The sequence below is a fragment of the Microbacterium horticulturae genome (assembly GCF_029094505.1).
Taxonomy (GTDB): Bacteria; Actinomycetota; Actinomycetes; order Actinomycetales; family Microbacteriaceae; genus Microbacterium; species Microbacterium horticulturae.
In genome coordinates, this window is sequence record NZ_CP119108.1 from 2,838,466 (window position 1) to 2,852,940 (window position 14,475).

Sequence of the window (14,475 nt, forward strand, 5' to 3'; positions counted from 1 at the left end):
CTCATCTCCCTCGCCCGAGCAGCCACAGCAGGTACACGCCGCCGAGCACGCCGGTGACAAGTCCCACCGGCGCCGACAGGTTCAGCGGCAGATGCTGCGAGACGAGGTCGGCGGTCACCAGCACCACGGCACCCATCGCCGCCGAGCCCACCAGTGACACCGAGGTCGCCTTGCCGATGCGGGTGACCAGCTGCGGCGCGGCCAGTGCCACGAACGCAATAGGCCCCGCGGTCGCCGTCGCGAACGCGGCGAGCGCCACCGCCACCGCGAGCGCGACCAGCCGCACCGCGCCCACCCGCACCCCGACCTGGCGTGCCTGATCTTCGCCGAGTTCGAGCACCGCGAGCCCGTGCCGCACCCCCAGCAGCACTGGCAGGAGCACGACCATCGCCACCAGCGTCGGCAGCACCTCGCTCCAATCGCGCGCGTTCAGCGTGCCGACCAGCCACATCTGCGCGGCCAGGGCCTCGTCGCGCTGGCTGTGGGTCATCAGCAGGTCGTTGACCGCAGCCAAGAGTGCGCCGGCGCCGATGCCGACGAGCACGATCCGATACCCGCCACCGCTGCCGCCGCGCAGCGACAGCCCGCCGACGAGCAGCGCGGTGAGCACACCGCCGAGCACGGCGGCCCCCGAGACGGCCCACGGCGGTGCCTCGAACACGAGGATCGCCACGATGGCGCCGGTGGCGGCACCGGTTACGAAGCCGATGACGTCGGGCGAGCCGAGCGGGTTGCGGGTGATCGACTGGAAGACGGCGCCGCTCACGCCCAACGCGGCCCCGACGGCGATACCGGCCACGAGCCGCGGCGCACGGATCAGCCCGAGCACGCGTGCGATCGACGGCTCGGCGGTGCCGGCCGCGGCGGCGCACAGGTCGCCGAGGCCGATCTCGAAGGTGCCGGTCAGGAGCACGCCGAGCCCGAGCGGGATCAGCAGCAGGAAGAGAAGGGATGCCACGGCCGCGGGCCGCCGGCGCCACCGCAGAGCGATCCGCTCCCCCGGTGTGCGCCACACCGTGACGCCCGCAGGGCGGGGCATCGCGGCATCCCGTGTCTTCGTCCGAGTGGATGCCGGCATCACAGCCTCATCAGTCGACGTCGACGGGCTAACAGGATGAACACGGGAGCGCCCACGAGGGCTGTCACGATCGAGGTCTCGAGCTCGTCGGGCGGCAGCGCCACCCGGCCGATGATGTCGGCGCCGAGCACCAGCACAGCCGCAGCCAGAGCCGACAGCGGCAGAATGCGGCGATAATCGGGTCCCACCAGCATGCGCACGCCCAGCGGGGCGACCAGCCCCACGAAGCCGATGGGTCCGGCGACCGCGGTCGCCGTGCCGGCCAGCAGCACGATGAGCACCGCTCCGGTGACGAGCACCCGCTGCGGCGAGGCGCCCAGGGCGCGGGCCGCGTCGTGCCCGAGGGCGACGGCGTTGAACGAGCGCCCCAGCAGCACCGCCACGAGGGCGGCGGGCACGATGAGAACCAGCGCCGGCAGCACGAGTTCGTTGCCTCGCCCCTGCACCGACCCGACCGCCCAGTGCCGGAAGCTGTCGAACACGGTCGGAAAGTTCAGCAGCAGCGCGTTGGTGTACGCCGCGAGAGTCACCGCCAGCGCCGCGCCGGCAAGGGTCAGTCGCACGGGATCGGCCCCACGGCCGAAGACGCCGCCGAGGGCGGCGACGAGGAGGGATGCCGCGGCCGCACCCGCGAATGAGAAGAGGAACGAGCCGGTCATGCCCCATGCACCGCCGGTGACAGCGAGGCCGGTGGCGGCGGCCGCCGCGGCACCGGCGTTCACACCGAGGATGCCGGGCTCGGCCAACGGGTTGCGCGTGAGCGCCTGCATGACGGATCCGGCCACGCCCAGCGCGACACCGACGAGGATCGCGAGGATCGTGCGCGGCACGCGCAGCTCGGTGATCACGAGCTGCGCCGTGTCGGTGCTGTCGGGGCGGGTCAGTGCCTGCCACACCACGCTCGGGTCGATGTTGCGCGAGCCGACGAACAGGCTCAGCACGACGCAGAGGCCGAGCGCGACGAGACCGGCGGCGACCGCCGCCCCGGTCGCTCGCCGGCCCCATGCGGTGCCCCGCCGGCTGGGTGCCGGCGGGGCGGTGGTGAGGGCGGTCACGCGAAGTCGGACTCGACGATGTCGACGATCTGCGACGCGCTGTAGTAGTCGATACGGAACGAGGTGTCGCCCAGGGCGTGCACGTTGCCGGCCTTCACCGCGGGGGTGTTGGCGAGCACCTTCGTGTCGGCGAAGTCGTCGGCGGTCGCGTCGCCCCCGCTGACGAGGAACACCGTCGAGCCGGTCAGGGCCGCCGTCGTGTTCTCGATCGAGAGGAACGCGAAGTCCTCGCGGGCGGTCTCGCTGAGGTCGTACTCGTCGGGCGCGCCCTCGACGTCGAAGCCGAGCGCGTCGAGCAGCTCGGCGTGCGAGCCGCCGGGCTTGGCGAAGGCGGTCTGACCCTCAACGCCGTTCCACACGATGGCGTTCGCGGTGCCGTCGGGAACCGTGATCTTCGCCGCGACGTCTGCGACGCGCTGATCGAAGTCGGCGACGACCTTCTTCGCCTCGGCCTCGTGGCCGGTGGCCTCGCCGAGGGTCTCGGCCAGCTCCTGCCACGACTCGTCGCCGTAGTTCAGCACGATGGTCGGGGCGATGGCCGACAGCTTGTCGTACTGGTCGGCCGTGGCATCCGCCCCCGTCGACGAGACCACGATCAGATCGGGCGCCGCGGCGATGACGGCCTCTTCGTCGAACTCGAGGTTCGGGTACAGCGAAGTGACACCGCGGTCATGGGCGACGTCGGCCCACTGGCTGAAGAAGCCCTCGTCGTCGGTGATGGCGCTGGGCGTCGTGGTGGCGGTGGCGGTGACCGGCGCGTCGATGGCCAGCAACGTGCCGGTCAGCGTGATCGACGTCGACACGATGTTCGCGGGCTGCGCGGGGATCTCGGTGCTGCCGTTCACGTGCTCGATGGTCCGGGGCCAGTCCCCGCCCGCCGAGGCGTCATCGGTGGCGGCCTCGCTCGACGCCGCGCAACCGCTCAGCGCGAGCGCGACGATGGCCGCTCCCGCCGCGAGGGCCGTCTTCAGGCGTGCATGCATGTGCTGTCTCTCTTCTCTTGGGTGGTGGGTCGGGATGCCGCGGCTGCTCAGTCGTCGTCCGCGACGTGGTGATCGAGACCGGCGACACCCCGCCGCCAGTACCCGTCGATGTCGTAGCGGGCGCGGTCGACGCCGCGCTCGCGCAGCGCTCGCCGCAGCGGCTTGAGGCTGTCCGCTTCACCCGCCGCCCACAAGAACGCGTCGGTGTCATCGGCGACGAGCGCGGCGGCCGCGGCGAGCGCGGCAGGTCGTTCGGATGCCGGCAGCACCTGCCACTGCACGGTGGAGCGGGCGCGCGGCGCGAGCGGGTATTCGTCCACCCCGCCGACGACCGCCAGCACGGTGACCTCGGCGTCCCAGTCCGGCTCGTCGAGCCAGCGGCCGACGGCCGGCAGCGCCGTCTCATCGGCTACGAGCACGTACCGCTCGTAGTCGGACGGGTACAGGTGCGAGCCGCGGGGGCCGAGCACACCGAGCGGGTCGCCCACCCGCGCGGCGCCGACCCAGCGGCCCGCGGGGCCGTGGTCGTGGAGCACGAAGTCGAGGACGAGGTGCTCGGCGTCCACGCGCCGCACGGTGTAGTCACGGAAGATCGGCTCGGCGCCGGGGGTGCGGCCCAGACGGTCGTCGACGATCGGCGGCAGCGGGATCTCTCCGGTCACCGGGTCGGGCACGACGATCTTCACGTGATCGGGCGCGGCGAACGGCGGCGCGGGGAAGTCGGCCTCGAGGTCCTCTCCCCCGAGCACGACCCGACGCATCCGCGGACCGATGTCGTCGATCGCGGTCACCGTCAGCAAGCGTGAGCGCAGCGGATGCATGACGGTGGTCACCGGCGCGTGCGTCGAAGTGGAGGACATGCCACAAGGTTAGGTTTGCCTATCCTCATGTCGTGGCTAGAATCGGACAACCGCTATCGCGCAACGGACACCTCTGACATGACCAGCCCCGCACTCCTCGACGCCGCTCTGACCGACGTGCGCCTGGTCGATGCCATCGAGCACGTGCACGACGGTGACGAGCTGACCTGGGTGGTCTCGGGTGCCTGCCGCATCGAGACCGGCGAGCAGCGCTGGCGCGTCGACACTGAGACGGCGTTGCTGATCCCCGCCGGCACCGTCCACCGGGTCGTGCCGCGCCCCGACTCGATCGTCTTTCCGTTGCTGCTGCCCGCCGGCACGGCGCAGACCCCGACGCCGATCACCCGGACGCCCGCGCTCGAGACCTGCGCGCGGGTACTCCTGCAGCCAGGGCTCGCCTCACGCGAGGCCGTCGCGTGCGCGCAGGCTGCGGCATCCACTCTCCTGCACATGGCCGGCGACGCCTGCACGCCGCTGCCGCACGATCCGCGCGTGCGGCGGCTCGCCCAGGCGATCCTCGATGCGCCCGCCCACCCGGCCAACCTCGAAGAGCTCGCCGAGCGCATGCACATGAGCAGCCGGACGGTGCAGCGGCACTTCCGCCGCGACACCGGCATGTCGTTCGGCGCCTGGCGCACTGCTGTGCGCCTCGCCCACGCGCGCCGGCTGCTGCAGCGCGGCGAGAGCGTCGCCGCAGCCGCCCGCGCCGCCGGTTACCGCAGCACGAGCGCGTTCGTCGTGGCGTTCCGCCGCCGGCACGGGGTCACGCCCGGCGCCGTCGCCGCGCGTAACTGAACGCCTCCCGCGGCACCCGCCGGGTTGCACAATTCTCAGACACTCCTGGGGATAAGGACTCGTCCTTATCCCCAGGAGTGTTCGCGAACGAGGTCGATTCGCGTGGTGCAGGTGCGCGTCGCGAAGCATCTCAGACGAGGGCGAACGAGCGCTGCAGCGTGCGGTGCCAGCGATTGCGCGGCAACTGCGGATACAGCAGCGCCGCCGCCACGCAGTACTTGCTCACCGAGTGCGGGCGGACGCCCGCGTGCACGAGCGCGCGGTCGAGCCCGGTACGGCCGTCGGGAGACTTCGTCTCGACGAGCACGTCGTCGGGTCCGCGTCCGCGCCGGTCGCCGGCCGCGCACGTCAGGTCGGTATCGAGGGTGATCCGCTGGTCGCCCGCGCAGAGCGTCGTGCGGTCGTACACCGTCTCGAGCACGGGGCGCAACACTGCAGCATCCCGCCCCGTGATCGACGAGACGAACGCGCGCTCGTCCGCGTCAAGGGCGTCGGGATGCCGCGGGCCCCGCGGCCGGCGGTCTTTCACAGTCTGCCCGCGGTACCCCTTCGACTTGACCTCGAGCATGCAGTCACCGCTGTCGCAGTAGGTGCGTACGCGCACCTTGAACCGGTGTCGACGGCCCTGCACGTGCTCGCGGTAGTGCGTGAATGCGGCCGAGTCGTAGTAGACGGTGCGATAGCGGAACGACCGGTGCCCGCCGATCTCGAGCACCCGCAGCTCGGGGATCGCCTCGAGCAGCTCGGCCAGCGCGGCGCGCGGGGCGAAGTACTTGCTGTCGACGCGGCGCAGCAGCGCGGCGCGGGCGTTCAGCTCGTCGAGCGCGATCGGAGGCAACGCGGCGACGAGGCCGTCGAGCGCGGTCATGCCGGAATCCTCTCGCGCTCTTCCTGCCGGGGCGCGGCCTGTTCGGCCGACTGGCTCAGAGCGCGTCGGTCCGCCGCAGTGGCTGTCTGCGCGGCAGCAGTCTGCGCGGCAGCACTGCGCCGCGGCATCCGGTATCGCACGTCGACGACGGTGATGTCGCGCACGAGGTCGACGTCGAGCACCTCCACCCGGGTGATCGTCGCTCCCAGCACGCGCTCGAGCTCAGCGCGCAGCGCATCGGGCCGCGTGATCGCGCGGTCGAGCGTGAGCGTGTGCCGCAGCGCGCGCGGAGCCACGAGCGGACTGTCAACGATCGCCATCACGGCGATGAGCAGCGCCGACAGCATCGGCACGATCCAGATCGGGGCCGGCCGGAGGCCCGCGAGCAGGCCGAGGGTCAACGCTATGAAGTAGTACGCGATCTCGCCCTGCGTGATCTGGTCGCTGCGCAGTCGGATGATCGACAGGATGCCGAACAGCCCGATACCGAGGCCGATGCCCACTTGCACCGAGCCGAGCGCGATGGTGACTGCGACCACGCCGACGTTCAACGCGATGTACGACAGCATGAGGTCGCGGCGCCGGTGCCGGCGGAAGTACAGGACGACGGCCAGCAGAGTGATGGCCACGAGATCGGTGGCCAGAGCGATGAGCAGTTCGATGGTCATGCCTCTACGCTCTCGGCCGGCTCTAAGACATCGATGAGTCGAAGATGAGAGAACTCATATGCGACCGGGGCGCAGCCGGTACCCGGCGCCGCGCACCGTCTCGATCTGCTGCTCGCCCAGCTTGGCGCGCAGATACCCGACGTACACGTCCACGACGTTCGATCCCGGGTCGAAGTCGAAGCCCCACACCTGACTGAGCAGCTGCTGGCGGCTGAGCACCTCGCCCGGGTGACGCAGGAACGTCTCCAGCAGCGTGAACTCGCGGGATGTCAGCTCGACGGCGGCGTCTCTGCGGGTTGCGCGCCGCGTGCGCACGTCGAGCGTGAGATCGCCGGCCTTGAGCACGGTCGCCTGGGTCGCGGCATCCGTCCGCAGGCGCAACCGGATGCGCGCGACGAGCTCTTCGATGGCGAACGGCTTGGTCATGTAGTCGTCGGCGCCACCCGAGAGCCCCGCGACGGTGTCTTCGAGCGCATCGCGCGCGGTGAGGATGATGACGGGGATCTCGACGCGCTCGGTGCGCAGCCGGCGCAGGGCGCTGAAGCCGTCGAGCTTGGGCAGGCCGATATCGAGCACGAGCAGGTCGTACTGCCCGCTGCGCGCGTACTCGACCGCCTGCGCGCCGTCGGCGACGGTCTCGGTGCCGAAGCCCTCAGCGGCCAGGCCCTTGGCGATGAACGAGGCGATGCGCTGCTCGTCTTCGGCGATGAGGATGCGGCTCATGGGTGCTCCCGAGGTTCGAGGGCGGGCGTGTGGAACGGGATGTCGAGAGTGAAGGTGGCGCCGGCGCCCGGGGCCGAGTCGACCTTCACCTCGCCGCCGTGCGCGGCGGCGATACGGGCGACGATCGCGAGGCCGAGCCCGGTGCCCTGGCCTCGTCCTTCGTCGGCGCCGCGGTCGAAGCGCTCGAAGATCCGCTCCTGATCGTCGACGGCGATGCCGCTGCCGGCGTCGGTGACCCACAGCCGGATGCGCCCGCCGGCGACCGCGCCGCCGATCGAGATCGCGTCCCCGTCGCCGGTGTGGTCGACGGCGTTGCGTCCGAGCTGCAGCAGCGCCTGCGCGAGCCGCTGCCCGTCGGCGACGGCCTGGCCGCTGGGCACGGCGTCGATCGACCAGGTGCGCCCGCCCAGCGCCGTCATCTTGGCGAGCGTGTCCACAACGAGATCGGCGAGATCGGCCGGTGCCATCACGAGGAAGCCGGGCCGCTCGGCCCGCGCGAGCAGGATGAGGTCGTCGACGAGCCGTGACATCCGCCCCAGCTCGTCGTTCACGAGCCGCAGTGTCTCCTCACGGTCGGCGGGGTCGTCGCGCATCACGTCGAGGTGGCCGCGGATGATCGTGATCGGCGTGCGCAATTCGTGCCCGGCGTCGTCGAGAAAGCGGCGCTGCCCGTCGAAGGCGGTCTCGAGCCGGTCGAGCATGCGGTTGAACGTCGCCGCCAGCTGCGCGACGTCGTCGGTTCCCGACACCTCGATGCGCCGTGCCAGGTCGGTCTCGCTGATGCGTGCCGCCGTCTCGCGCACGTCGCGGATCGGCGCGAGGATGCGGCCTGCCACCAGCCACCCCGCCCACAGCGCCGCCAGGAGCGCGACCGCCGACACGACCGACATGAGCAGGATCGTCGCCCGGGCCTCGTCGCGCTCGGTCTGCAGGAACTCGACGACCACGAGCGCGGCCGTGGGCGTGGAATCGGCGGCCGCGACCGGCAGCACGGCGTAGACAGCAGGACCCGCCGGGGTGTTGACGCGTCCCGTGCGCGGCACTGTGGTCGCGGCAACGTCAGCCACGAACGCGGCGTCGCGGTCGAGGCGTACGGGCGGCGCACCGGCGCTGCGCAGGTGGGCGCGGCCATCGACGACGCTGAAGAGGGTCTCGTCCGCCTCCGGAACCGCGCGGCTCAAGTACGCGCGCAGCATCTCGGGCACCGACGCGAAAGCCGCGCCGGTGTCGGGGTCGACGCCCGCGGCGAACGTGCGCAGCTTCTCGGCCTCGTGGCCGAGCTCGGCGGCTGCGGCGGCGTCGATGCGCGTGAACATCGAGCGCCCGGTCGCAACGACGATGACCGCGACCGCCAGGGTCACGATCAACAGGATGCCGCCGACGATGCGGGTGCGCACCGACAGCCCGCGACGCTCAGTCGTCGAATTCGTCGTCGTCATCATCGTCATCGTCGTCGTCATCGTCATCGTCATCGTCCCCGGCGGGCGGGGGCGTCGCCGGCGCCACGGTTTGGGCGCCGTCGGAGGGCGGCGTCACCGGCGTGGGGGTGGGGGATGCCGTCGGTTGTGGCGTCGGCGCCGATGTCGAGGGTGATCCGGGGGTCGGCTCGACCGTGACGACGATCACCGCACCGAGTTCGGGCGCGGCCGCCGAGCGCGCGAGGTCGAACGCCAGCCACCCGCCACCGGCCGCGAGCACGGCGACGGGCAACGCGATCCACGCCCCTCGAGCCATGGTGCCAGTCTGCCGGAGCGGCTCTGCGCGACCGAGAAGGGTAAGGAATCTCTCACGACGTCCCGGTTTCTGCCAGACTTCTCCGAAACGATTCGATAGACTCGTGAACTATTCGGCGACCGCGGCCTGCGCGCGGTCGCCTTCGTCCTTTCCGTCTTCTCTTCCGCCGAGAGCTCTCATGGCCACCACTCTCACCACGGGCCGTCCGTGGCGCGTCATCCTGCTGTTCGCCGTTCCGCTGCTGATCGGCAACGTCGTGCAGCAGCTGTACCAGTTCGTCGACACGATCGTCGTGGGCCGCCACCTCGGCGTCGACGCGCTGGCCGCCGTCGGTGCGACCGGCAGCCTGCTGTTCCTGCTGCTCGGTTTCGCGTGGGGCATGACGAGCGGTTTCGCCATCCCCACCGCCCAGGCGTTCGGAGCCCGGGATTATGCGGGGGTGCGCCGCTCCGTGGCATCCGGCGCCATCCTCACCGGCATCACGACCGTGATCCTCACCGTGGTCGCGCCGCTGATCGCACGCCCCGTGCTGATCCTTCTGCAGACGCCCGCGGTGCTGCTCGACGATGCCACGGTGTTCACGCAGGTGAGCTTCCTGGGCGCGGGCGCGACCATGTTCTTCAACTTCTTCGCGGCGATCATCCGCGCCATCGGCGACTCGCGCACGCCACTCGTGTTCCTCACGATCGCGTGCGGGTTGAACGTCGTGCTGGTGCTGACCTTCGTGGGCGTGCTCGAATTCGGGGTCGCCGGCGCGGCGCTGGCGACCGTGACCTCGCAGGCCGTCTCGGTGCTGCTGTGCCTGGAGTATGTGCGACGCCGGGTGCCGGTGCTGCACGTGCACCGTGCCGACTGGCGGGTCAGCCGCGCCGATCTGATCGAGCACCTGCGGCTCGGTCTGCCCATGGGCTTCCAGGCCTCGATCATCGCTATCGGCACGCTCACCGTGCAGGTGGCTCTGAACCGCTTGGGCGCCGACGCCGTCGCGGCCTACACGACGGCGTCGCGCGTCGACAGTCTCGCCGTCGCGTTCCTGCAGTCGCTGGGCCTCGCGGTGTCGATGTATGCCGCGCAGAACCTCGGCGGACGCCGCCCCGACCGCATCCGTCGCGGCGTCGTGCAGGCCACCGGCATGGCGATTCTCGCGTCGCTGGCGCTCGGCGCGCTGCTGATCACGTTCGGCACGCAGATGGTGCGCATCTTCATCGGCTCCGGATCCGACGAGGTCGTGCACCTGGCGCACCTCATGCTCATCGTCAACGGCGTGAGCTACAGCGCTCTGGGGGTGCTGTTCGTGCTGCGCGGAGCGCTGCAGGGCATCGGGCACACCCTCATCCCGACCGTGACGGGGGTCATCGAACTGGTCATGCGCGTGGGCGCGGCCATCGTGCTCGGAGCCTTCCTGGGCTACGTCGGCGTCGTGCTCAGCAACCCCCTCGCCTGGCTGGGCGCGGCCGCCGTGCTCATCCCGTCGTATGTGCGCGAGCACCGGCGGCTCGCGAAGATGCCCATCGCCCCCGACCTGGCGACCGAGACGACGCCGATCGCCGTCATCGGCCCGACCGACGGCTCGATGGTCGTCGACGCGGTCATCACGCAACCGGTGCGCGTCGTGCCGGCGCGACGGCGCCTGCGGCCGCGTCGCAAAGCGGGTTCGGGCGCGCGGCGCTGACGCGCGGGCAGCCGGGCTCACGCACTTCACGCTGACGCCGCGTGCAGCGGCATCCCTCGCCGGAGCCCCTCCCTCGCGCTTCGCCCGCTCTCGCTGCCGTTCTCCGCACACGCACATGCGAATCACACGCGCAAACGCCAAGAACGACAGCGCGACGCCGCGCTGTCCGACGTATGCTCAGGGCGTGGACGGGCGGTGGAGGCTGCGCGCGGCCGCGGCGGGGATCGCGGCCGTCGTCCTGGGCGTCGGCGCCGGCGAGCTCGCGGCCGCGGTGCTTGCGCCCGCGTCGAGTCCGATCGGCGCGATCGGCGATGCCCTGATCGACCTCGCTCCCGGATGGGGTAAAGAGGCTGCTATCTCGCTGTTCGGCACGTCCGACAAGCTCGCCTTGATCGTCGGCATCGGCGTCGTACTCATCGGGATCGCCGCGCTGCTCGGCGTCGTGGAGGCGCGCTTCCCCCGTGCGGGCGCACTGTCGTGCGCGGCCCTCGGCGTGGTCGGCATCGCCGCCGCCGTTTCGCGTGCCGATGCCGAAGGCCTGGCCTGGACGCCTTCGGCGATCGCCGGCGCTATGGCCGCCTTCGCTATCGGTCCCCTGGCGCGCCGCAGCGCCCCGCCGGGTCGGGTTGCCGCCGCGCGCGCCACCGATCCTGAGCGTCGCTGGTTCCTCGCATGGGCCGGCACGGCAACGCTGATCGGCGTGGCCTCGGCCGCCGGCGGCGTGCTGCTCCAGACCCGTGCACGCGCGGCGACGGCGACGCGGAGGGCCCTGCACCTGCCAGCGCCGGCACGGGCAGCGCCGCCGGTCCCTTCGGGCGCCGAGTTGACCGTGCCGGGGCTGACGCCTCTGGTGACCCCCAGCACCGACTTCTACCGGATCGACACCGCGCTCTTCGTCCCCCAGATCGATCCCGCCTCGTGGTCGCTGCGAATCCATGGCCTCGTCGATCACACGGTGGTCCTCACCTGGGATGAACTCCTGGCGCTGCCTCTTCAGGAGAGCTACACAACGCTCGCCTGCGTGTCCAACCCGGTGGGCGGCGGCCTCATCGGGAATGCGAAGTGGCTCGGCTATCCGATCAGGGACCTGCTCGCGCGGGCGGCTCCACGCGCCGAGGCCGACATGGTGCTCTCCCGCTCCACCGACGGATTCACGGCGTCGACGCCGCTCGAGGTGCTCACCGACAACCGTGACGCGGTCCTGGCGGTCGGTATGAACGGTGCACCTCTTCCGCCGGAGCATGGCTTCCCCGTGCGCATGGTGGTCCCCGGGCTCTACGGGTACGTCTCGGCGACGAAATGGGTCGTCGACCTCGAGGTCACGCGTTTCGACCGCGCGAGCGCCTACTGGACCGAGCAGGGCTGGTCGCCCCGCGGCCCCATCAAGCTCGAGTCGCGTATCGATGTGCCGCGCACGGGCGCGACCGTGCCGTCGGGCGATACCGTGATCGCGGGCGTCGCCTGGCAGCAGCATGTCGGGATATCGAAGGTCGAGGTGTCGGTCGACGACGGCGCCTGGCAGGACGCCGAACTGGCGACGGCCATCTCCGCCGACACCTGGGTACAGTGGCGACTGCCCTGGCACGCAGCATCCGGCGCGCACACGATCCGTTGCCGCGCGACCAATCACGCCGGTGAGGTCCAGACCGCGCGAGAGGTGCCACCTGCACCCGACGGGGCGACGGGATGGCCGCACATCACGGTGCAGGTGGCGTGAGTCGCGGCATCCCTCGTCGTCCGCCCCGCGCATGGCGAGGACGACGGTAAAACGCTCCTGAAGATAAGGACGTGTCCTTATCCCCAGGAGCGTTCATGAAGAGAGCGCACGGGCGTCTGCAGCGGACGAAGCTCAGCGCGGATCAGCCTTCGAGCACGACCTTGAGCTGCTCGATCGCCCAGTCGAGCTCGGTCGCGCGGATCACGAGCGGCGGTGCGATGCGAATCGTCTGCCCGTGGGTGTCCTTCACAAGCACCCCACGGGTCAGCAGCCGCTCGGCGATCTCGCGTCCGGTGCCGATCGCCGGGTCGATGTCGACGCCGGCCCACAGACCCGCGACACGCGCCTCGGTCACACCGTGGCCGATGAGCTCGTCGAGCTTGGCCTTCAGATGCTCACCGAGGGCGACAGCACGCTGCTGGAACTCTCCCGACTCGAGCATCTCGACCACGCGCAGCCCGACGGCCGCGGCCATCGGGTTTCCGCCGAAGGTCGAGCCGTGCTCACCGGGCTGGATGACGCCGAGGATCTCGCGGTCGGCGGCTACGGCCGACACCGCGACGATTCCGCCGCCGAGCGCCTTGCCGAGCAGATACATGTCGGGCACGACACCCTCGCGATCGCACGCGAACGTCGTGCCGACCCGGCCGAGCCCAGCCTGGATCTCGTCGGCGATGAACAGCACGTCGTTCTTCGTGCAGATCTCGCGCACGGCGGCAAGATACCCCTCCGGCGGGATGATCACACCGGCCTCGCCCTGGATCGGCTCGATGAGCACGGCGGCGGTGTTCGGCGTGATGGCCGCCTCGATCGCGGCGGCATCGCCGTACGGCACCGAGACGAATCCCGGCGCGAACGGACCGAATCCGTCGCGCGCAGTCGGATCGTCGCTGAAGCCCACGACGGTCGTGGTGCGTCCGTGGAAGTTTCCGTTGGCCACCACGATCGCGGCGGCGCCGGCCGGCAGGCCCTTCACGCGGTAGCCCCACGCGCGCGCGACCTTGATGCCGGTCTCGACGGCCTCGGCTCCGGTGTTCATCGGCAGCACGAGGTCCTTGTCGCAGAGGTTCGCGAGCGCCGTGGCGAATGCGCCGAGCCGGTCGTTGTGGAACGCCCGACTGGTGAGCGTGAGCCGGCCGAGCTGTTCGGTGGCCGCTTCGATGAGGGCGGGATGCCGGTGCCCGAAGTTCAGCGCCGAGTACGCCGACAGCAGGTCGAGGTAGCGCTTGCCTTCGACGTCGGTGACCCAGGCTCCCTCACCCGTGGCTACAACCACCGGAAGCGGGTTGTAGTTGTGGGCGAGGTGGTCGTCTTCGGTGCGGATGATCCGCACGGCCTTGGTGTCGAGGGTGGGTGCAGAGGTCATCGGGTCGCTCCTCTTAGTTCGAGGGTGCAGCACTTGATCCCGCCGCCGCCGCGCAGCAGCTCCGACAGGTCGATGTGCACCGGGTTGTAGCCGTGCTCGCGCAGCTGGGCGTCGTACCCGGTCGCGCGCGGCGAGATGAAGACGTTGCGGCCGTCGCTGGCCGAGTTCAGTCCGAACACCGAGCCGTCCGCATCGGCGACACGGATCGCGTCGGGGAAGCGCTCTTCGAGGATGCCGCGGCTGGCGTCGTCGAAGGCGTTCGGCAGATACGCGATGTTGGCGGCATCCACCCCTTCCGATCCGATGACCGGGTCGAGGATGCTGATCGCGGTGTCGAGGTGGTAGAACTCGGGGTTCACGAGGTGCAGCGAGACGACCTCGCGGCCGAACACGTCGGCGATCTCGCGATGGCTGTCGATCGACGAGCGGAAGCCGTAGCCGGCGAGGATCACGTCGCCGGCGAGAAGGATGTCGCCCTCACCCTCCTGCACGGCGGCCGGCTCGACGACCTCGAAGCCGTGCGACGCGAACCAGTCCATGAACGGACGCTCTTCGCCGCGCCGCTCGTCGACGCTGAACCGGACACCCAGCGCCTTGCCGTCGACGATGAACCCGCCGTTGGCGGTGTAGACCATGTCGGGCAGGCCGGGTACCGGGTCGATGAGCTCGACGTCGTGACCGAGCGACAGGTATGTGTCGTACAGGGTCTGCCACTGACGCACGGCCAGGGCCGTGTCGGTCGGGACGGCCTTGTGCATCCACGGGTTGATCTCGTAACTCACCGTGAAGTGCTCCGGCTTGCACATCAGATACCGCCGGTGCTGTTGGATGCGGGGGGATGCCGCGGCCGTGTCGTTCTCGGGTACGGCGGTGTTCTGCAGGGACATATCGCTCCTCACTGAGTGCGGGCGGCGGACGCTGTCCTCGGGCCCGGCGGCACTTCGACCCAGGCGATG

At 70.9% G+C, this 14,475-nt stretch carries 14 protein-coding genes; 3 read left to right on the forward strand and 11 right to left on the reverse strand.

What is annotated here, in order from left to right; genetic code table 11:
* Nucleotide 1: 1 nt before the first annotated feature.
* Genes PU630_RS13485 through PU630_RS13500 form a run of 4 tightly spaced genes read right to left on the reverse strand, consistent with a single transcriptional unit; the run spans nucleotide 2 to nucleotide 3,976 of the window.
* On the reverse strand, nucleotides 2–1,039 hold the full coding sequence (locus tag PU630_RS13485) for a FecCD family ABC transporter permease (protein WP_275277570.1): 1,038 nt from the start codon (nucleotides 1,037–1,039) through the stop codon (nucleotides 2–4).
* A gap of 38 nt (nucleotides 1,040–1,077) precedes the next feature.
* Nucleotides 1,078–2,133 carry a FecCD family ABC transporter permease gene (locus PU630_RS13490; protein ID WP_275277571.1) on the reverse strand — a complete coding sequence of 352 codons (1,056 nt, stop codon included), beginning with the start codon at nucleotides 2,131–2,133 and terminating at the stop codon, nucleotides 1,078–1,080.
* Nucleotides 2,130–3,116 (reverse strand): Fe2+-enterobactin ABC transporter substrate-binding protein, encoded by a 987-nt coding sequence (gene fepB, locus PU630_RS13495; RefSeq protein ID WP_275277572.1) that lies wholly within the window; start codon nucleotides 3,114–3,116, stop codon nucleotides 2,130–2,132. Before fepB ends, PU630_RS13490 begins: the two co-directional genes overlap by 4 nt.
* A 47-nt stretch (nucleotides 3,117–3,163) precedes the next feature.
* Nucleotides 3,164–3,976, reverse strand: coding sequence for a siderophore-interacting protein (locus tag PU630_RS13500; RefSeq protein ID WP_275277573.1), 813 nt, complete (start codon nucleotides 3,974–3,976; stop codon nucleotides 3,164–3,166).
* Between the two features lie 78 nt (nucleotides 3,977–4,054).
* Here PU630_RS13500 and PU630_RS13505 point away from each other — a divergent pair, with 78 nt between their 5' ends.
* Complete coding sequence (locus PU630_RS13505; RefSeq protein WP_275277574.1) at nucleotides 4,055–4,771, forward strand: helix-turn-helix transcriptional regulator; 717 nt, start codon at nucleotides 4,055–4,057, stop codon at nucleotides 4,769–4,771.
* Between the two features lie 130 nt (nucleotides 4,772–4,901).
* Here the strand turns inward: PU630_RS13505 and PU630_RS13510 are convergent, their stop codons facing one another.
* From PU630_RS13510 to PU630_RS13530, 5 genes are read right to left on the reverse strand one after another with little or no spacing between them, the layout of a single operon-like run.
* Nucleotides 4,902–5,639, reverse strand: coding sequence for a polyphosphate polymerase domain-containing protein (locus tag PU630_RS13510; RefSeq protein ID WP_275277575.1), 738 nt, complete (start codon nucleotides 5,637–5,639; stop codon nucleotides 4,902–4,904).
* Nucleotides 5,636–6,307, reverse strand: coding sequence for a DUF4956 domain-containing protein (locus tag PU630_RS13515; protein WP_275277576.1), 672 nt, complete (start codon nucleotides 6,305–6,307; stop codon nucleotides 5,636–5,638). The genes PU630_RS13510 and PU630_RS13515 overlap by 4 nt, the downstream gene beginning before the upstream one ends.
* A 54-nt stretch (nucleotides 6,308–6,361) precedes the next feature.
* Nucleotides 6,362–7,030, reverse strand: a complete 669-nt coding sequence (locus PU630_RS13520; protein ID WP_275277577.1) for a response regulator transcription factor — start codon at nucleotides 7,028–7,030, stop codon at nucleotides 6,362–6,364.
* Nucleotides 7,027–8,496, reverse strand: a complete 1,470-nt coding sequence (locus PU630_RS13525) for a sensor histidine kinase (protein WP_275277578.1) — start codon at nucleotides 8,494–8,496, stop codon at nucleotides 7,027–7,029. Before PU630_RS13525 ends, PU630_RS13520 begins: the two co-directional genes overlap by 4 nt.
* A complete protein-coding gene (locus tag PU630_RS13530; protein WP_275277579.1) occupies nucleotides 8,444–8,764 on the reverse strand; it encodes a hypothetical protein in 321 nt (106 codons plus the stop codon). Before PU630_RS13530 ends, PU630_RS13525 begins: the two co-directional genes overlap by 53 nt.
* A 178-nt stretch (nucleotides 8,765–8,942) precedes the next feature.
* Here PU630_RS13530 and PU630_RS13535 point away from each other — a divergent pair, with 178 nt between their 5' ends.
* Nucleotides 8,943–10,436 carry an MATE family efflux transporter gene (locus tag PU630_RS13535; RefSeq protein WP_275277580.1) on the forward strand — a complete coding sequence of 498 codons (1,494 nt, stop codon included), beginning with the start codon at nucleotides 8,943–8,945 and terminating at the stop codon, nucleotides 10,434–10,436.
* A 115-nt stretch (nucleotides 10,437–10,551) separates the two neighbouring features.
* Nucleotides 10,552–12,153: a molybdopterin-dependent oxidoreductase gene (locus PU630_RS13540; RefSeq protein WP_428981959.1), complete on the forward strand. Its 1,602-nt coding sequence runs from the start codon at nucleotides 10,552–10,554 to the stop codon at nucleotides 12,151–12,153.
* A 142-nt stretch (nucleotides 12,154–12,295) separates the two neighbouring features.
* On the opposite strand, the gene rocD is transcribed toward PU630_RS13540, so the two are convergent.
* Both rocD and ddaH read right to left on the reverse strand, forming a co-directional pair.
* Nucleotides 12,296–13,519, reverse strand: coding sequence for an ornithine--oxo-acid transaminase (rocD, locus tag PU630_RS13545; RefSeq protein WP_275277582.1), 1,224 nt, complete (start codon nucleotides 13,517–13,519; stop codon nucleotides 12,296–12,298).
* Complete coding sequence (gene ddaH, locus PU630_RS13550) at nucleotides 13,516–14,406, reverse strand: dimethylargininase (protein ID WP_275277583.1); 891 nt, start codon at nucleotides 14,404–14,406, stop codon at nucleotides 13,516–13,518. The genes rocD and ddaH overlap by 4 nt, the downstream gene beginning before the upstream one ends.
* Nucleotides 14,407–14,475: the final 69 nt, after the last annotated feature.